This window comes from Mesorhizobium sp. UC74_2 (genome assembly GCF_042701485.1).
Taxonomy (GTDB): domain Bacteria; phylum Pseudomonadota; class Alphaproteobacteria; order Rhizobiales; family Rhizobiaceae; genus Mesorhizobium.
This window is the reverse complement of record NZ_CP170562.1, coordinates 4873588-4894019: the sequence shown is the minus strand read 5'-3', so window position 1 is coordinate 4894019 and position 20432 is coordinate 4873588. Positions and strand designations below refer to the sequence as shown.

General features: G+C 64.2%; 10 protein-coding genes. 4 read left to right on the top strand and 6 right to left on the bottom strand.

Features of this window, described 5'->3' with window-relative positions:
* The first annotated feature begins 14 nt into the window (after nucleotides 1–14).
* Nucleotides 15–704, top strand: a complete 690-nt coding sequence (locus ACFJIU_RS23725; protein WP_379064147.1) for a helix-turn-helix domain-containing protein — start codon at nucleotides 15–17, stop codon at nucleotides 702–704.
* An 11-nt stretch (nucleotides 705–715) separates the two neighbouring features.
* Here ACFJIU_RS23725 and ACFJIU_RS23720 read toward each other — a convergent pair whose 3' ends face one another.
* The 4 genes from ACFJIU_RS23720 to ACFJIU_RS23705 all read right to left on the bottom strand — a co-directional run bounded on the left by ACFJIU_RS23720 (nucleotide 716) and on the right by ACFJIU_RS23705 (nucleotide 4583).
* On the bottom strand, nucleotides 716–1123 hold the full coding sequence (locus tag ACFJIU_RS23720; protein WP_379064145.1) for a nuclear transport factor 2 family protein: 408 nt from the start codon (nucleotides 1121–1123) through the stop codon (nucleotides 716–718).
* Between the two features lie 312 nt (nucleotides 1124–1435).
* Nucleotides 1436–2599 (bottom strand): pyridoxal phosphate-dependent aminotransferase, encoded by a 1164-nt coding sequence (locus tag ACFJIU_RS23715; protein ID WP_379064143.1) that lies wholly within the window; start codon nucleotides 2597–2599, stop codon nucleotides 1436–1438.
* 370 nt (nucleotides 2600–2969) lie between these two features.
* Nucleotides 2970–3965, bottom strand: coding sequence for a GGDEF domain-containing protein (locus ACFJIU_RS23710; RefSeq protein ID WP_379064141.1), 996 nt, complete (start codon nucleotides 3963–3965; stop codon nucleotides 2970–2972).
* Nucleotides 3966–4145: 180 nt separating this feature from the next.
* Complete coding sequence (locus ACFJIU_RS23705) at nucleotides 4146–4583, bottom strand: MucR family transcriptional regulator (RefSeq protein WP_379064139.1); 438 nt, start codon at nucleotides 4581–4583, stop codon at nucleotides 4146–4148.
* A gap of 595 nt (nucleotides 4584–5178) precedes the next feature.
* Between ACFJIU_RS23705 and ACFJIU_RS23700 the strand changes: the two genes are divergently transcribed.
* Entirely contained in the window at nucleotides 5179–5841 is a 663-nt protein-coding gene (locus ACFJIU_RS23700) for a hypothetical protein (protein WP_379064137.1), read from the top strand.
* Nucleotides 5838–14882 (top strand): beta strand repeat-containing protein, encoded by a 9045-nt coding sequence (locus ACFJIU_RS23695; RefSeq protein ID WP_379064135.1) that lies wholly within the window; start codon nucleotides 5838–5840, stop codon nucleotides 14880–14882. Before ACFJIU_RS23700 ends, ACFJIU_RS23695 begins: the two co-directional genes overlap by 4 nt.
* Here the strand turns inward: ACFJIU_RS23695 and ACFJIU_RS23690 are convergent.
* Nucleotides 14840–15130, bottom strand: a complete 291-nt coding sequence (locus tag ACFJIU_RS23690) for a hypothetical protein (protein ID WP_379064133.1) — start codon at nucleotides 15128–15130, stop codon at nucleotides 14840–14842. The two genes, ACFJIU_RS23695 and ACFJIU_RS23690, sit on opposite strands and share 43 nt — an antisense overlap.
* Nucleotides 15131–15158: 28 nt before the next feature.
* On the opposite strand from ACFJIU_RS23690, the gene ACFJIU_RS23685 reads away from it, so the two are divergent.
* Nucleotides 15159–18812 (top strand): TonB-dependent receptor, encoded by a 3654-nt coding sequence (locus ACFJIU_RS23685; RefSeq protein ID WP_379064131.1) that lies wholly within the window; start codon nucleotides 15159–15161, stop codon nucleotides 18810–18812.
* Nucleotides 18813–18942: 130 nt separating this feature from the next.
* Here ACFJIU_RS23685 and ACFJIU_RS23680 read toward each other — a convergent pair whose 3' ends face one another.
* A complete protein-coding gene (locus tag ACFJIU_RS23680) occupies nucleotides 18943–20262 on the bottom strand; it encodes an MFS transporter (RefSeq protein WP_379064129.1) in 1320 nt (439 codons plus the stop codon).
* Nucleotides 20263–20432: the final 170 nt, after the last annotated feature.

Genomic DNA, 20432 nt, shown 5'->3' with positions numbered 1-20432 from the left:
AGTAGGTTCAGCCGATGGAGTGGGCAACCAGGATCTTCTCGGTTGAAAGCCGCACGGAGCCGTCGGAGTTCGTCGAACGGATCTGGCGGACATGGAGCGTGCCCGAAGAGAACATGCTGTCGGTGGCGTTGCCTCACTGGCAGATCGTCGTCGTCAAACCTGCGAACGGCCGGCCGATGACGGTCGTGCGTGGACCGGAGACGACGACGAGCGTGACTGGCATACCGCAGGATGCGGAATTCATTGGCATCGAGTTCAAGCTCGGCGCATTCATGCCCGCAGTCGCGCTCGACGCACTGGTCAATGTCGGGCGGGAACTGGACGCCGTTTCGGCCAGCAAGGTCGCCTTCGCAGGAAGAAGCTGGGAAATCCCGAACTTCGACAATGCCTTCGATTTCGTCGAACATCTCGTGCGCGAGGGTGCGCTGGTCCGCGATCCGGTCGTGCAGCAGACGATGCTGCGCAAGCCGGTCGCCGTCACCGAACGGTCGGTGCAGCGGCGCTTCCTGCGTGCAACCGGACTGACCTATGGCACGGTGCGCCAGATCGAGCGGGCGGAGCGCACGGTCGAACTGCTGTCGGCAGGGGTGTCGATCCTCGATACCGTCGACATCGCCGGCTATTCCGATCAGGCGCATATGACGCGATCGCTGCAGCGCTTCGTCGGCAGGACGCCCGGGCAACTGGCCGTACGCACGCGATAGTCCGCGTCGCCCTAGCCGGCAGCCGGGATCGAATGATGCTCGTGCATGAAAAGCCATCGGTCTCCGGCCTTGCGCAAACCGATGGTCAGCCGGAAATCCAGGTCGCTGGCTTGCCCGTTCTCGACGACGACACAACGCATCAGGGCAACGGCGAAAGCGACGTCGGTGCCTGCCGTGATGTCGAGCTCGCGAATGTCGAAGACGGGCGGCCTGGGTGAAGCATCGAAGAACAACGGCCAGGTTGCCCGGTAGGCTTCGATACCCCTGCATAGAAGCGGCGGCGGCACGTCGAACATGACGAAGTCGTCGGCGTGGTCTCGAAGGATCGCGGCCATGTCCTTGCGTCGCACCGCCGCGGCCCAGGCTTCGATCTGTTGCCGGATCTGCGCCTCGTTGTCGGCAGCCAGGTCGTCGCTCATGGTCATGCCCCCTGATGGAATTGAGGCAGGTGATACCTGCTGTCGAGGAAGCGATTTCCGGAACCGGTCTCCTGCACTCGGACCGGATAGGTCCAACAATTTAGCAAATCTAATAGTTAGCTAATCTAACAGTATTGGCAACGAAATAAATGTCAAGCGATCCGAAGGATGCGTCATCGGCGCGACGGCACCGCGCTGCTGCACTCGCCGCGCTGGCAAGAAATCGTGGAGGGCGAGGCCCGGCGACGACTGATCGGTCCGTCTGCCGCGAATTTCGCCCTGGATCACGCGACATGCCCAGCGGGCAGGTCATCACAGCCCGTTGAAAAAGGCGGTCAGCCGTTTCATCCCTTCTTCCAGCCGCTCGCTCGATTCCGAGCCGAAGCAGATGCGCAGATGGCCTTCGCCGGCCTCGCCGTAGAAGCTTCCCGCCTCGACCACCACATGCGCTTCCCGCAATATCCTGTCGGCGAGTTCCTGCGACGGGATGCCGGTCTCGCTGATGTCGGGAAAGGCATAGATCGTGCCTTGCGGCAGCGCGCAGCGCACGCCGGGCATCTGGTTGAGCGAGCGCACCACGAAGTCGCGCTTGCCGCGGTCTTCCGCGACAAGCCCTTCGAGCACGGCCTCCGGTCCTTCGATCGCGGCGCGGGCGCCATCCTGGACGAAGGTGTTGACGTGCGTCACATCGTTCATGGCGATCTTGAGCAGGGCCGGCATCAGCCATTGCGGTGCCGCGAGATAACCGATGCGCCAGCCGTCCATGGCGTAGGATTTGGTGAAGGCGAACATCGTCACCGTGCGGTCCTGCATGCCGTCCAGCGCGGCGATGCTGATGTGCCGGGCGCCGTCATAGACGATGTCCTCGTAGACTTCGTCGGCAATGACGATGAGGTCATGGCGTGTCGCCACATCCGCGAGCGCCTGCAGTTCGACGCGGCTGTAGACGCGTCCGGTCGGGTTCGACGGGTTGACCAGCACGATCGCACGGGTGCGGGGAGTGATCCTGGCCTCGATCGCCGCGGCGTGGAGGGTGTAGTTGTCCTTGGCGTCGAGCGTCGCAAACACCGGCACCGCACCGGCCAGCTCGATCTTGCCGACATGCTGCGGATAGTGCGGCTGCAGCAGGATGACCTCGTCGCCGGGATCGAACATCGCCATGAAGGCGACGAAGGCGGCGTGGGTGACGCCGTTGGTGACCAGAACATCCTGCGGGCCTGCCTTGATGCCGTTGCGCTGGGCGAGCTTGGCGGCCAGGGTTTCGCGCAGTTCCAGCGTGCCGCGCGGATCCGAATAATGAACCTTGCCGGCGTTGAGCGCCGCGATCGTCGCCTGCTTGATGTGGGCCGGCGTGTCGGCATGTGGCCTGCCGACCTCGAGATGAATGAGGTCTTCGCCGGCAAGGCGTGCCGCCTTGTCATACATGCCGAAGCTTTTGGCGGATGTCTGCGATATCCGCTTGGCGACGCGACGCATCTTCAATCTCCCGGCTGGGAAGCCGGTTGTGCCGGAAACGCGGCTTGGCGGCTCACAGATTCATTCCACCTCGCGGTGGAACACCTGGTGCCAACTGTAAGCGAGGCTAAAAGGCGCTGTAAAGAAAGTTTGATCAAAAAATCAAAAAAGTTCTGAGCGCTTGATGAAAGTGTGGTGATCGCGAAAGTGCGCGTCCAATGCGGTGAAAGCGGGCGAGGATTCCATACTTGGCGCCGATTGTCCTTCGCGCCGCCTGGCATCCAGGCCGTAGGGCAAACGTCAACAGCCCGCGCGGCTGCACGGGCTGCTCTGAAATGGTTGGCGCTGCAATGTCGGATTGCCCCCCCCCGGGCGGAGCGGGCGCCTGCCTTTAACTGTCGATGATCAGCCGCTTGATTTCCAGGCCGCCCGATTGGCGCTTGGCGGATTCGAGCTGCTTGTCGGCGACGCGCAGCAGTTCGGTGACGGTGGTGGCGTCCTCGAAGGAAATCCCGCCGACCTGCACGGCCAGCTCGATTGCTTTCCCCTGTGGCGCGAGAAAGACCTTGGCCACTTCATCGCGGATGCGCTGACCGACGTCCCGGGCTTCCTCTTCGCTGGCGTGATGCAGGAATATACCGAACTCCGTTTCGCCGAGCCGGCCGACGAAATCCTCCTTGCGCACCGATGCACGGATCGTCGTCGCTATCTGTCTCAGCGCCTCATTGGCCCATTCGAAACCATATTGCTTCGCGGTGGACTGAAGTTGGCCGGCGTTGACCACCAGCAAAGCGCCTCGCGGGCGGGTTGGTCCCATCGGTGCACGGATGCGGCGATCCACAAGGGAAGAGAACACGTCAGCGTGGTAGAACTCCGTTGTCCTGTCATGGCTGGCCGAATGCGCCAGCTTTCTCCTGAGCCGGCGAATCTCATCGATCTTCAGGCTGAGCAACGTGAAGACGGGCACGCCAATGATGACAGGCACCGCGAATGCGGTGATGGTTGTTTTTTGTATGGGGGTGAAGGCGCCGAACGACAGCAGGTAGTTGAAGATCGCGGACACACCGATGCAGACGACAGTCCCGATCAGCACCAGCTTTGCAATCAGCAGCCGGTCGGTGGGATATCGGCTTTCATGGTCCTCGTGCGCCAATTGTCGTTCTCCATGCCAACAACAGGGCGAATACACCACGATACGTTCAGCCCTCGTTTTCGAGAACCGCTCGTATTGAAGACAGTTTTCAATCTTCTGCGCGGCCTCCGGCAGAGGCCCTACGCAACCAGCGGCTCGCTGCCCCCAGTTTACCCGTCCGCCGCAACTTCGACAATCGACCGTTCTCCGTTCCGGTTCCGGTCTCCGGCATCCGCGAGAGGCAGCCATCAACATGCGCCGCGCTTCCTTCGAGCCGCTGCGTCGCCGCCTTCACCGCTTCTGGAAAGTGAACACTATTTTGCGTCGGGACTGATGCCGGCGAATGCGACATGCCGCTATCCGGCACGATACGCGAGAAGATCACAAATCCGGTGGCGGGATGCGGATTTTCGTATCCCGCCGGGATCGCGCGGCTCAGCCCTTGGCCTTGCCCCGCCCGCGCTTGGTGCCGGGCTTCCTGCCAAGCCCGAGCTTCTTGGCCAGTTCCGAGCGCTTGGCGGCATAGGCCGGCGCGACCATCGGGTAGTCGACCGGAAGCCCCCATTTCGCGCGGTATTCCTCCGGGGTGAGACCGAGCTTGCCGAGATGGCGCTTCAGCGTGCGGTACTGCTGGCCGTCCTCGAGGCTGATCAGATAATCGTGGGTGAGCGATTTCCGGATCGAAATTGCCGGTTTCTGAGGTTCCGGCGCGACCTCTGCCTGAGTTTGTCCCAGCCTGCCGATGCTGTCTGCCACGCTGGCGATGACGCCAGGCAAATCGGATACCGGAACCGGATTCTTGGTGACATACGCACCCACGATTGCCGCGGTAAGTTCAGTTACCAGATCGTTGGAAACCTTGTCTTCGGCCATGATTATCCCCTTGCTGCCCACCACTTGCCTAGCCGAGAAACGGAAATTCCGAAAGCTGAAACATTAAATCAAAGGGAAATGATTCTGCCTGCCATGGCGGCTTGGCGGAGCCGTATCGGTCGCGCTCGCTGGAGGGACGTCGGGGGGCGGTCAACCGTTTCTGCATTCCGTGATCGGGAAATTGGGTTGCAAAGCCTTGCAGTGCAACCTGTTGTTGCTGGAATGCAACATAGGGCTGTCCTTGGCCTGATGTGCCGCGAGACCGCATTGTAAAGTATTAATGGTTATTCATACTGAGGGATGACGAATAGCTTGAGGCGGTTATTCGATTCGACGAATGCGGCAACAATAAACTTTAGAATATCTGTATATTAGCCTTTGTTAATATTACCTTGCAAGGCGTGCCTTGCGGGGAGGGTTTTCTATTGAGTTTTCCAATATTTGAAATCGGGGGAGATGGTTGAAGTTTTGGCGCGAAGAGATCGATTCCGCAGAATTGGCTGAGGTCGTTCATAAAGGACCTTACGAAAGCTTCTGCGAAAAGCGGGCGGCTTCCCGCGCCGTTTCTTGGTTCCTCGCGCTGATCGCCGTCCTGATGTTCGTTGTGCCTTCGCAGGCGCAGGTACAGCGCAGCTTCATCAACCAAGGCTTCGAACAGCCCGTTCTCGTTCCTTCCAATGCGGCGAACGGATGTTATGTCCAGGTCACGGACGGCACGGTTCCCGGCTGGTCGACGACACATCCAAACGTACAGGGCAGCGGCAACTGCACCTCGCCTTCGGCGGCCTCCGGCGCGTTGATCGAGCTGTGGCGCGCGCCGTTCAACGGCGTGACGGCAGCCGAGGGCAGCCAGTTCGCCGAACTGAACGCCGAGCGCGCCTCGCGCCTCTACCAGACGGTCTGCCTCGTCGCCGGTGAGCAGTTCGCCTACCGTTTCAGCCACCGCTCGCGCTCGGGCGGCAATGAAGTCGCCGACTTCAACATCGCGCCGACAGCCAATGGCACGCGAACGCAGATTGTGAGGTCAACTGTTTCGGGATCCGCCTGGGCAAACCGGACAGGCACCTACACGTTCCCCGGCCCATCTGGTGTCCAGACGCTGGGTTTCGAAGCCATCGGCGGCACGACTGCCGGCAATTTCCTCGACAACATCCAGATAACGCTGACGCCCTATCTTGAATTCGTGCCCGGCAACAGTTCGGCCTGGAAAGCATCGCCACAGCCAACCTGCCCGCGCTGCGCGTGGCGGGCCTTTTGAACGCACCGACGTCCGTCGAGATCCAGATCACCGGCGGTACTGCCACGCTCGGCACCGACTACACCACGCCATCCGGGACAAACACATTCACCGTCACCATTCCTGCCGGCAACTATGATGGCACCCAGCCGATCGCCACGGGCATGGCCATCATCAACGACACGCTGATCGAGCCCGACGAAACGATCCAGCTGACGATCACGCCGAATCCGGCAAGCTACACGATCGCCAGCACGCAATCCTGCGGCGCCACGCCCTCCGCCACCGGCACCTACACCATCATCGACGACGATGCCCGTATCACGGTGCAGAAGACGCTGGCCGGTCCGCGCGTGGCGGCGAGCGATCAGTTCGCCCTTTCGATCGCCGGCACCAACGGTCCGGTCAACGTCAACACGACGGGAGCCGGCACGACGGTCAATGGCCAGGCGCAGCTTTCAAACATCGCCGTCAACACCAACTATACCATTTCCGAAGCGATGGCCGCCGGCAGCGCCAGCCCGCAAAGCAGCTACGCGCCGAACCTGACCTGCAGCAACGCCAAGGCGGGCTCGCCCACGGTGTTGCCCGGCGGCGCCGTGCGGACAGGCACGATAAGGCCCATTGCCGGCGACGACATCACCTGCGTCTTCAACAATGCGCCGCGAAACCCGGCCATCACCATCGCCAAGAGCGCGGGCGCGATCGCCGATACCAATGGCAGCGGCGCCCAGGATGCCGGCGACCGGGTCCCCTACACGTTCACGGTCACCAACAGCGGCAACACGACGCTGACCAATGTCCGCATCAACGACGCCAAGCTGGACGCCGCCGCCGTCTGCAGCCCGACGACATTGGCGCCCGGTGCGGTTGCGACCTGCACCGGCACTCACACCCTGACGCAGGCCGAGGTCACGGCCGGCCAGGTGGTGAACACCGCGACGGCGACCGGGTCGCCGCCGGAAGGCGGATCCGACGTCACCAGCCCGCCGGCCACCGCCACCGTGCCGATAACCCAGGCGCCGAAGCTGACCATCACCAAGAGCGCCGGCCCGATCGTCGATGCCAATGGTTCAGGTCGCCAGGATGCCGGCGACAAGATCACCTATACATTCACCGTCAAGAACACCGGCAACGTCCCGTTGACCGGGGTCAATGTCGATGACGCGCGCATCGGTGTCACCGATCTCGCCGTTTCGCCTGCCACGCTGGCGCCCGGCGCCACGGGAACGGCAAGTGTCACCTATACGCTGATCCAGTCCGATATCGATTCCGGCACCGTCAACAACAGCGCTACCGCCAGCGGCCGGCCGCCAAGCGGCGGCGAGGTGACCAGCCCGCCATCCACGACGACCACGCCGATCACCGGCGCGACCTCGATCGTGCTCACCAAGACGGCCAGCGCGATCAACGATCTCGACGGCAACGGGCCGGACGAAGGCGACACCATTTCCTACACCTTCACGGTCAAGAACACCGGCACCGTCACGCTCAACCCGGTGACGGTCAACGATCCGTTGCTCGGCGGCGCCATAACCTGTCCGGTCGCACCGCTGGCTGCGGGCGCTACCGCGTCCTGCGGCGCCGCCGTCACCTATACGCTGACCCAGTCCGACATCAACGCCGGCCAGGTCGTCAACACCGCGACCGCGACAGGCACGCCTCCGTCCGGCCCGCCGGTAACCAATTCCTCCAGCACGACGACACCGATCGCCCAGACGCGGCAGCTGACCGTGACCAAGACGGCGAGCCTCGCCGATACCGTCGTCGTCAACGGTACCGCCGACGCCGGCGAGGTGATCACCTATGGTGTTTCCGTCAAGAACACCGGCAATGTCACCGTCACCGCCCTGACCGTCACCGACAGCCTGGACGGCGCCCCGGCGACGACGCTCAGCTGCTCGCCGCAGACGCTGGCGCCAGGCGCAACCGCGACCTGTACGGCCTATACCCACACCGTCACCCAGGCGGAGATCGACCAGCAGGCCGCACTGCGCAATGTCGTCACCGCGGCCGGCAACACGTCGGCCGGGCGTGTCACCGGCACCGACACCAAGACCGTGCCGCCGACACGCCGCTCGCCTGGCGTCTCGATCACCAAGACGGTCGACAGGAACACGATCTCGGCGCCGGGGACGCTGAACTACACCATCGTCGTCAGGAACACCGGCAACACCACGCTGACCGGCGTGAACGTGACCGACACGCTGCCGAACGGCGACCCGGCGACTTTGCCATTGCCCAATGAGAGCGTCACGACCAACGGTGTGCTCGATGTCGGCGAAAGCTGGACCTACACCCTTGCCTATCCCGTCGACCAGGCAACGATCGACAACCCTGCCAACACCACGCTGACCAACAGGGCCTCGGTCACCACCACCCAGACACCGACGCCGGCGAGCAGCCGGGCTGACACCCAGATCGTCCGCAATGCCGCCTTCACGACCAAGAAGACCGTCGACAAGGCGACGATTTCGGCACCCGGCACGCTGACCTACACCATCGTGCTGACCAACACCGGCAACGTCTCGCTGACCGGCGTCACCCCCACGGACACGCTGCCGAACGGCGACCCGGCGGTGCTGCCGGCACCCACCGAGAGCATCTCCGCCAACAACGTGCTCAATGTCGGCGAAACCTGGACCTATGTCTTCACCTACGCCGTCGACCAGGCCGCCATCGAAGCTGGCGGCACGCTGGTCAACACCGTCCAGGTCACGACCACGCAGACGCCGTCGCCACAGGATTCGGCAACGACGACCATCACCCAGTTCCATTCGCTGGCTGTCGAGAAGAAGGTCGACAAGGCCTCGGTCAGCGCACCCGGCCTGTTGAACTACACGATCACCGTGAAGAACACCGGCAATGTCGCGCTGAGCAATGTGACGCCGGTCGACACGCTGCCGAACGGCACGACCGTCACGCTCGCCAACCCGACCGGAGACGTCAACGGCGACGGCAAGCTCGATGTCGGCGAAACCTGGACCTACACGACGACCTACAGCGTGACGCAGGCCGAGATCGAGGCCGGCACCAGCCGGGTCAATTCCGTTTCGGTGACGAGCGCCGAGACGCCGACGCCCAAGACGGCCGACGCGACCACCACCATCAGCCAGGCGCCGTCGATGACGGTTGCCAAGACCGTCGATACAACGGCCATCTCCGCACCGGCGACGCTGAACTACACGATCACGGTGAAGAACACCGGCAACGTCTCGCTGGGCAACATCACCCCGACCGACACGCTGCCCAACGGCACGACGGTGACGCTTGCCAATCCGAGCGGAGACACCAACAACAACGGCAGGCTCGATATCGGCGAGACCTGGACCTACACGACGACCTATGCCGTCGACCAGGCGCAGATCAATGCCGGCACGGATCGCGTCAATTCCGTCACGGTGACGGCAAATCCGCCAGGCGGACCGGCGCTGTCAGGCAGTTCCTCGGCCACGACGACGATCACGACGACACCGAAGCTGACCATCGCCAAGCGTGTCGACAAGACCTCGATTTCGGCGCCCGGCACGCTCACTTACACCATCGACGTGCGCAACACCGGCAACGTGTCGCTGACCGGTGTCGGCGTCACCGACGCGCTGGCGCCTGGCGCACGGCCGATCAATGTCGGCTCGCCAAGCGAAAGCATTTCGAACAACGGCGTGCTCGACGTCGGCGAGACCTGGACCTACACGGCGACCTTCGCCGTCGCCCAGTCCGATATCGACACAGGCACCAGCCTGGTGAACACCGCTTCGGTCACCAGCACGCAGACGCCGACCCCGGTCGATGCGTCGGCGACAACGACCATCAGCCAGGCGGCTTCGATGCATGTCGAGAAGGTGGTCGATCTCCATTCGATCGCCGCACCCGGCACGCTGACCTACACCATCACGGTCGAGAACACCGGCAACGTCTCGCTGAGCAACGTCACCCCGGTCGACACGCTGCCCAACGGCACGACGGTCACCCTGGCCAACCCGGGCGGAGACACCAACGGCAACGGCAGGCTCGATGTCGGCGAGACCTGGACCTACACGACGACCTATGCCGTCGACCAGGCGCAGATCAATGCCGGCACCGACCGCGTCAATTCCGTCACAGTCACGGCCGACCCGCCGGGCGGCGGCGCTGTCTCGAAGACGGACACCGCCACGACGACGATCGCCACGGCGCCGAGGCTGACCGTGGACAAGCGTGTCGACAAGACCGTGATCTCGGCACCCGGCACGCTGACCTACACCATCGAAGTACACAATGCTGGCAACGTGTCGCTGACCGGTGTCAGCGTCACCGACACGCTGGCGCCCGGCGCCCGACCGATCAATCCCGGCGCGCCGGTCGAGAGCGTATCGAACAACGGCGTGCTCGACGTCGGCGAGACCTGGACCTACACGGCGACCTTCGCCGTCGGCCAGGCCGACATCGACGCCGGCACCAGCCTGGTCAACACCGCTTCGGTCACCAGCACGCAGACGCCGGCCCCGGTCGACGCCTCGGCGACCACGACCATCAGCCAGGCAGCCTCGATGGAAGTGGTGAAGACCGTCAATCCGACGGCCATCACCGGACCGGCGACGCTGAACTACACGATCACCGTGAAGAACACCGGCAACGTCTCGCTTGGCAATGTCAACCCGACCGACACGCTGCCAAACGGCACGACGGTCACGCTCGCCAATCCGGGCGGAGACGCCAACAACAACGGCAGACTCGATGTCGGCGAGACCTGGACCTACACGACGACCTATGCCGTCGACCAGGCGCAGATCGATGCCGGCACCGACCGCGTCAACGCCGTCACGGTCACGGCAAATCCTCCGAGCGGACCGGCGCTGTCGGGCAGTTCCTCGGCCACGACGACGATCACCAAGACCCCGAAGCTGACCGTTGCCAAGCGCGTCGACAAGACATCGATTTCGGCACCCGGCACGCTGACCTACACCATCGAGGTGCGCAATGCCGGCAACGTGTCGCTGACCGGTGTCGGCGTCACCGACACGCTGGCGCCCGGCGCCCGTCCGATCAACCCCGGCTCGCCGGTCGAGAGCGTGTCGAACAACAACGTGCTCGATGTCGGCGAAACCTGGACCTACACGGCGACCTTTGATGTCCTCCAGGCCGACATCGAGGCCGGCACCAGCCTGGTGAACACCGCTTCGGTCACCAGCACGCAGACACCGACCCCGGTCGACGCCTCGGCGACCACGACCATCAGCCAGGCACCGGCCATGCTGGTCAAGAAGGCGGTCGACCGCCAGTCGATTTCCGCACCCGGCACGCTGGCCTACACGATCACGGTCGAGAACACCGGCAACGTCTCGCTTGGCAATGTCAACCCGGTCGACACGCTGCCGAGCGGCACCACGGTCACGCTTGCCAATCCGAGCGGAGACACCAACGGCAACGGCAGGCTCGATACCGGTGAGGTCTGGACCTACACGACGACCTATGCCGTCGACCAGACGCAGATCGATGCCGGCACCGACCGCGTCAACGCCGTCACGGTCACGGCAAATCCGCCAAGCGGGCCGGCGCTGTCGGGCAGTTCCTCGGCGACGACGACGATCACGTCGGCACCGAAGCTGACCATCGCCAAGCGTGTCGACAAGACCTCGATTTCGGCACCCGGCACGCTGACCTACACCATCGACGTGCACAATACCGGCAACGTGTCGCTGACCGGTGTCAGCGTCACCGACACGCTGGCGCCCGGCGCCCGTCCGATCAATGTCGGTTCGCCAAGCGAGAGCATTTCGACCAACAACGTGCTCGACGTCGGCGAGACCTGGACCTACACGGCGACCTTCGCCGTCAGCCAGGCCGACGTCGAGGCCGGCACCAGCCTGGTCAACGCCGCGTCGGTCACCAGCACGCAGACACCGACCCCGGTCGACGCATCGGCGACCACGACCATCAGCCAGGCGCCGGCCATGCAGGTCAAGAAGGAGGTCGACCGTCAGGCGATCACCGGGCCGGCGACGCTGACCTACACGATCACGGTCGAGAACACCGGCAATGTCTCGCTGAGCAATGTCAACCCGGTCGACACGCTGCCGAACGGCACCACCGTCACGCTCGCCAATCCGAGCGGTGACACCAACGGCAACGGCAAGCTCGATATAGACGAGATCTGGACCTACACGACGACCTATGCCGTCGACCAGGCACAGATCAATGCAGGCACCGACCGCGTCAATTCCGTCACCATCACGGCAAATCCGCCAAGCGGCGCCCCTGTCTCGAAAACCGATACGGCCACGACGACAATCTCGCGCACGCCCGGCCTCAAGCTGGTCAAATCCGCCACCTCCGGCAACGGCTACACCGCTGTCGGCAATGTCGTCACCTACAGCTATCTCGTCACCAACAGCGGCAACACCACCATCACCAGCCCGATCAGCGTCGCCGACGACAAGATCGCCGCACCGAACACGGTCAGCTGCCCGGCGCTTCCGGCCGGCGGGCTGGACCCGGACAAGACGCTGACCTGTACCGCCAGCTACACCATCACCCAGGCCGACCTCAATGCGGGCAAGGTGACCAACACCGCGACCGCCACCGATGGCACCACCACTTCGCCGCCTTCCACGGTGACGGTGACCGCGGTGCAGTCGCCGGCCCTGACGCTGGTCAAGAACGTGACCGCCGGCGACCCCTATGCCGCCGTCAACGACGTGGTCACCTACAGCTACGTCGTCACCAACAGCGGCAATGTCACCATCACCGAACCGATCTCGGTCGACGACAACAAGATCACGCCTGTCACCTGTCCGGCCCTGCCGGCCGGTGGGCTGGAGCCCACCAGGACGCTGAGCTGCACGGCCAGCTATACGGTCACCCAGGCGGACCTCAACGCCGGGTCGGTGACCAACACCGCGACCGCCACCGACGGCGCAACCACCTCCTCGCCGGCCTCGAAGACGGTGAATGCCACGCAGCGGCCGACGCTTACCCTGGTCAAGACCGCGACCGTGCAGGACACCAACGGCAACGGGCGAACGGATGTGGGCGACACCATCGTCTACGCCTTCCGTGTCGAGAACACCGGCAATGTCGTGCTGCGCAACGTCAAGGTCACCGACACGCTGGTGGATATCGTGCTCACCGGCGGCCCGATCGCGACGTTGCAGCCGGCGGCCGTGGACACGACCACGTTCAAGGCAACCTATCTGATCAAGCAGGCGGACCTCGACAATGGTTCTGTCGTCAACCAGGCGACCGCCAGTGGTGCGTCTCCGGCTGGCGGCGCCGTGGACAGTCCGCCCAGCGCCGTGACCACGCCGCTGGTGTCGGCTGCGAGCCTGACGTTCAAGAAGACCGCCGGCAAGATCGTCGACGTCAATGGCAATGGCCGCACCGATCCCGGCGACACGGTGACCTACGACTTTGCTGTCACCAACACCGGCACCGTCACCTTGACGAACCTGAAGATCGACGATGCCCGCATCGGCGTCGCCGGGCTCGCGGTGACGCCGGCGACGCTTGCGCCGAACGCCGCCGGCACCGCCACGGCCATCTATGCGCTGACGCAGGCCGATATCGACAGCGGTCGCGTCGTCAACCAGGCGACGGCGACGGGCACGCCGCCGAGCGGACCTCCGGTGACCGCTACCTCCGATGACCCGACATTGCCCGGCGACAGCGACCCCACCGTCGTGCCGATCGACAGCAAGCCGGCGTTGGCGCTGAAGAAAACGGCGGATGCGCTGCGCGACGACAATGGTGACGGCGTGGTCGGTGGCGAGGGCGACAAGATCACCTACCGTTACGAGGTGACCAACACCGGCAGCGCGACGCTGCGTGATGTCGCGCCGCTGGACGATGGCCCGACTTTCAACGGAAAGCCGGCCGCCAACAAGCTTTCGAGCTTCTCGCCGGCAAGCGTCGCCGTGCTGACCCCTGGTGCCGTGGCAACGTTCAGCGCCACCTATGTGCTGGGCACCGCCGACGTCGATTCCGCGGCCGGCATAGCCGACGGCGTGAAGAACACCGCCACGGGCGAAGCCTACGCCAATGGCGACCGCACCTCCGGCACGCGCATCGTCTCGCCAGCCAGCACCGCCCTGGTGGCGCTGCCGACCGGCAAACCCGGAACGCTGACGCTGGTCAAGCAGGCCGGGATCAGACAGATCCGCATCGGCGAGAAGGCGCCGTTCGTCATCTCCGCCACCAACAACGAAGCCCGCAATGTCGGGCCGGTGACGATCGTCGACACCATTCCCGTCGGCTTCCGCTTCGTGGTCGGCTCCGCCTCCATCGACGGTACCGCGGTGACCCCAGAGGTCTCCGGCCGTCAGGTCATCTTCAGGAACATCAACTTCGGCCCGAATGCCAAGGTGCAGATCCGCCTGCAGATGCTGGCGCTGAACACCGCTGGCCCGGGCCGGCACACCAACCGGGCGCTGGCAACGGACGAACGCGGCACGCCGCTGTCGGATGAAGCTTCGGCGTGGGTCGAGATCGTCGCCGAGCCGGTGTTCGATTGCGGCGACATCATCGGCAAGGTCTTCGACGACAAGAATGGCAACGGCTACCAGGACGAGGGCGAACCCGGCCTGCCCGGAGTGCGCGTGGTGACCGTCAGGGGGCTCCTGATCACCACCGATCAATACGGGCGCTTCCATGTCGCCTGCGCCGACCTGCCGGACAAGCGCATCGGCTCCAACTTCATCATGAAGCTCGACGAACGCACCTTGCCCAGCGGCTATCGGCTGACGACCGAGAATCCGCGCGTGGTGCGCCTGACCGCCGGCAAGATGACGAAGCTCAACTTCGGCGCCCGCATCGGCCGGGTGGTGCGCCTCGACCTGAAGGACGAGGCGTTCCAGCGCGGTTCCACGGCACTCGATCCGAAATGGCAGAAAGGGCTCGATCAGCTGATCGCCGTCCTGGCCAGGGAGCAGTCGGTGCTGCGCCTGAGCTACATCGAACCGGGTGCCGACGAGCAGCTCGCCCGCAGCCGCGTCCAGCAACTGGAGAAGGAGATTTCGCAACGCTGGTCGGCCGTCGACGGCCGCTACAGGCTCGAAATCGAAACACGCATAGAGACCGGCCGATGAAAGCAGCCCGCTATCCCCACATCCAGTCCGGGCTGCGCAAGGCTGGCATCGATGCCGCCACGCGTGCCGGCTTCCTGCTGGCCAGCTGTGCCTTCGTCATGCCGGCAGGTATTGGTAGCGCGCTTGCCCAGGGTGCCTGCCTGGAACGCGGATGCGAACCCGCCATCCGCGGCAAGGTGCTGGATGACAGCTCCAGCGAAACGGTGGCGCCCGGCAGCAACACCGAGACCGAGAAGCCTGGCGAGCAAGGCAATATCCCCTTCTCGATCAGCGTCGATGGAGAGCAGGTCGACCGCAGTCCTGCGTCAGGAGAACCGGGAAGCCGGCTCCCGTTCAGACAAGGACAATCGCAAGGGACCGCGGCCAAAACCGTCCGGCAAGTCGGTGGACGCCCAGCGAAAGGCCGATCTCAGCCTCAACGCCGTCGACATCCAGGTCAAGTATGACGGGCTGGAGAGCCGTCCGACCCTCAACATCTCCACCACGCCGATCCGCCGCGTCTACAAGGCAGGCGAGCGCATCGATTTCCTGGCCACCGCCAACTATCCGGCTTTCATCGAGCGTTCGGAAATCCGCATCTATCGCACGAACAAGCGGGAAGGGGAGCCGGCGCTGGCGGTGCTCCCTGTCGCCATCAACGGCGAGGGAAACTGGGTCATGCCGGATGAGCGCGACCCCGACACCGGCAAGGAAGTCGGCTATTTCTACGTGTTGCGTGTCTACGACGCGCAGGGCCGCTACGACGAGACGGTGCCGCTGACCATCGCGCGAACCGATGCCGACCTGAAGCCGGTGGCGCCGCGCGAGGCGACGGCACCCGGCATGGGCGAGGATCGCACGGCGCTGCGCAACATCCCGATCCGCGGTGGCGCCGTCACCGTGTTCGGCCGCAACGTGCCGTCCGGCCACCAGGTGGTGGCGCTGGGCGAGACGATACCGGTCGACCCGAACCAGGCCTTCGTCGTGCAGCGCATCCTCCCGCCCGGCGAGCATGACGTCGATGTCGCCGTGCGTGGTGGTGCCAAGACCGGAGCGCTGAATTTCAGCCGCCAGATCAACATCCCCAACAATGACTGGTTCTATGTCGCGCTCGCCGACCTGACTGTCGGCAAACGCTCCGGCGATCCCCAGATCGAGGACGTACGGCCGGGCGAATACGACAAGGTCTATACCAACGGACGGCTGGCCTTCTACCTGAAGGGCAAGATCCAGGGCAAATACCTGCTCACCGCCGCCGGCGACACCGGCAACGACAAGTTCGAGAACATGTTCAAGGGGCTGGATTCGAAGGATCCGCGCCAGTTGCTGCGCCGTCTCGACCCCGATGATTACTATCCCGTCTATGGCGACGATTCGACCGCCATCGAGGACGCTCCGACCAAGGGCAAGTTCTATGTCCGCCTGCAGCGCGGCGACAGCCATGTCATGTGGGGCAACTACAAGACGAGCATCACCGGCACGGAATTCATCCGTTCCGAGCGCGGCCTCTACGGCGCCAACGCGGTCTACCGCTCGGAAGAGACGACCACCTTCGGCGAGCGCAGGACCGAAGCCACCGTCTATGCCGCGCAGCCCGACACGCTGCCGCAGCGCGACGAATTCCTGGGCAGCGGCTCCTTCTACTGGATGAAGCACCAGGACATCACCATCGGCTCGGAAACCATCACGCTCGAGATCCGTGATGCGGTGACCGGCCGGGTGGTGGAGCGGCGCAACCTGCGCTACGGCGACGACTACTCGTTCGACTACATGCAGGGCACGCTGCTGCTGACGCGGCCGATCTTCTCCACGACCGGCACCAGCGATCCCGTGCGCGACGGGACTCTGGGCGGCAACAAGGTCTACATCATCTCCCAGTACGAATACACGCCGGCCGTCGGCGAGGTCGACGGCTATGTCTATGGCGGACGTGGCCAGCACTGGATCAACGACAAGGTCCGCGTCGGCGTGACCGGCATGGACGAGAACACCGGCGAGGCCCACCAGCGCGCCTATGGCGCCGACATCAAGCTGCGCCAGTCGGACCGCACCTTCCTCGAGGCTGAGGTTGCCCACTCCAGGGGACCGGGTTTCGGCACCTCGCGCTCGGTCGACGGCGGTCTCTCCATCGAGGACATTCCCACCACCGGATCGCGGGACCACTCCGCGATGGCCTGGCGCATGCGCGGCCAGGCGGCGGTGGACGAGCTGTTCGCTGGCGGCCCGAAAGGCGTCGTCGGCGGCTATTTCGAAAAGAAGGACGATGGCTTCTCGACGCTGTCCACGCAGGTGGACGGCAACGAGCGCAGCTGGGGCGCGTTCGCCGATGTCGCCGTCAACAAGGATGTCGGGGTCAAGGTCACCTATGACGACTACCGGGTCGACGATTACAATCGCTATGTCGCACCGCTTTCGGGTATCGATGATCCCGCGTTGAGGACACGTTCCAAGCGCAAGGGCGAAGGCGTGCTGAGCTGGCAGTGGGACGAATACTGGAAGGTTTCGTTCGGCGTCACCTACACCGAACTGTCGGATCCGCTCCGGGCCCGGGGATCGGGTTTCCGTTCCGGCTACAATGGCGACAGGGTCGATGGCGGCGTGCGCGTCGAATACCGGCCCGACAGCGACCAGCTGTATTACGCCTTCGGCCAGGGGACGATCAGCCGCTCCGGCGACATCGACCGCAACGACCGCTTCGGCGTCGGCACCGAATACAAGCTGACCGAGAAGATCGGCCTCAATGGCGAGATTTCCTACGGCACCGGCGGTGTCGGCGGCCTGGCCGCCATCACATACAACCCCACCGCCGACGACCAGTATTACATCGGCTACAGGCTCGACCCCAGCCGTGCCTTCGATCTCGATCGCAATTATGACCTGATCGGTAGCGACAGCGGCCAGATCGTCGGCGGCGTCAAGCGCAAGATCAACGACACCTTGTCGGCATTCTCCGAAGACAGCTACGACATGTTCGGCAGCCGGCGTTCGCTGAACCAGACCTATGGCGTCATCTACACGCCCGACGCGATGTGGACAGTCAACGCCTCCTTCGAGGCAGGCCGGGTCGAGGATGACGGGATCTATGCCGTCCTCGACCAGAACGGCAAGGAGACCGGCCAGTACCAGCGGCGCGACAGTTTCAACCGCAGGGCGGTGTCGATGTCGCTCGGCTACAATGATGAGGAAGCGGGCATCACCGGCCGCGTGCGCGGCGAGGCCCGCTTCGACAGTTCCAGCACCGGCCGCGGCGACGTCAACACCTATCTCTTCGCTGCCGGCCTGTCGTGGAAGACGGACCCGAACTGGCGCGTGCTCGCAAATCTGGAGGGTGTCTGGTCGGCATCCGGCAATTGCGACGCCAGCATCATCGCCAACAACTGCATCAACTCCTTCCGCGATGGCGACTATGTCGAGGCATCGCTCGGCTACGCCTACCGTCCCGTCGACAACGACCGGCTGAACGCCCTGTTCAAATACACCTGGCTTTATGATCTGCCCGGCAACGATCAGGTCAGCGCCGTGACGGGTGACCGTTTCGGGCCACTGCAGCGCAGCCACATACTGTCGGCGGACTTCACCTACGATCTCGTGCCGTGGCTTTCGATCGGCGGCAAATACGGTTTCCGCATCGGCGACGTGCGTTATCGCGAGCGTGTCAGCGGCAACGACGTGGCCATCGATCAGGGCTGGCAACGGTCATCGGCGCATCTCGGCATCGTGCGCGCCGACCTGCACATCGTGAAGCAATGGGATGCGCTGGTCGAAGCGCGTGCCCTGGCGATGCCGGAGGCCGACACGGTCGACTATGGCGCACTCGTCGCGCTCTATCGTCACGTCGGGGAGAACTTCAAGGTCGGCGTGGGCTACAATTTCGGCCGGTTCTCCGACGATCTTCGCGACCTCACGCTCGACGACAGGGGCGTGTTCCTCAACGTTGTCGGCAAGTTCTGAGGTGGTCAGACGAAACCTGGACAATCCGGTAGGGTGAGGACAGGAGGCAAGGCTCGCCTTGACTGATTGCCCGTCTCGGCCGCCCGATCTTGCGCATGTCGTTCCTTGCAGGATCGCAGCGCGTCAGGTGTCAGTCGGCCGAGCTTTTCTCCTGCCAGCCGCGGTCGATAGCCTGTCCGGCGATCCACAGTGCGACAAGCGTGCAGATGGCGCCGGAGAGCAGATAGGCGCCGGCCGAGATCAGGCCGAAATTAGCTGACAGCAGCAAGGCCGCCAGCGGCGCGAAGCCGGCGCCGAACATCCAGGCGAGGTCGGATGTGATGGCCGAGCCGGTATAGCGGTAGCGGCGCGAGAAACGCGAAGCCACCACGCCGGAGGACTGGCCGAAGGAGAGGCCGAGCAGGATGAAGCCCAGCACCATGAAGGCGATCTCGCCCGCGGTGCCGCCGTCGAGAAGCTGCGGCGCGAAGCCGCTGAAGGCGGCGATCGCGATGGCCGTGCTGAACAGCAGCGAGCGCCGGCCGATGCGGTCGGCGATCAGGCCGGAAGCGACGATCGCCAGCAGGCCGAACACCGCGCTGCCCGCCTCGATCAGCAGGAAGCGACCCGGACCTTCCTTGGTGAACAGGAACACCCACGACAGTGGAAACACCGTCACCATGTGGAACAGGGCAAAGCTCGCCAGCGGTATGAACGCGCCGATGCCGACGACGCGGCCTTCGGCCTTGATCGTCTCGCGGACACGTGTCGGCTGGAGTTCGCCGCTCTCGAACAGGCGCGCGAATTCCGGCGTCACCACAAGGCGCAGCCTGGCGAACAGCGCAACGACGTTGATGGCGAAAGCGACGAAGAACGGATAGCGCCAGCCCCAGCCGAAGAAGTCCTCGGCCGACAGGTTGACGACGAAGAAGGCGAACAGCGTGCTGGCCACGATCAGCCCGATCGGGGCACCGAGCTGCGGCACCATTGCATAGAGGCCGCGCCGGTTCTCAGGCGCATTGAGCGACAAAAGCGACGGCAAACCGTCCCAGGTGCCGCCCCAGGCGATGCCTTGGCCGATGCGCGCCAGCGCCAGCAGCCAGGCCGAGGCCGCACCGATGGTGGCATATCCCGGCAGGAAGGCGATGGCCACGGTCGAGGTGCCGAGCAGCAGCAACGCGATCGTGAGCTTGGCGCTGCGGCCATAGCGGCGGTCGACGGCCATGAACAGGATCGTTCCGAGCGGCCTCGTCAGGAAGGCGAGCGCGAAGATGGCGAAGGAGTAGGCGGTGGCCGTCAGCGGGTCGCTGTTGGGAAACACCAGCTTCGGGAACACGATCACCGAGGCGATCGCATAGACGAAGAAGTCGAAGAATTCCGACGTCCTGCCGATGACGACGCCGACGGCGATGTCGCCGGGATTGACGTCGTGGTGGTCGCCGTGCGCGTCGGCTTGTGTGGCTTCAGTCATCCCAGCGGTGCCGTCCCAGTGCAGAAGCATGATCCCGAACCGAAGGTCCGCAAAGCAAAAAGTTGCAGACTTTCCGGAAGAGGATCATGCGGCAAAAAACAAGGCCGCGGAGACATGCCGCGGTGCACCTAAAATCTTGATGCATCGCACTCTCCAGGGGGATTGGACAA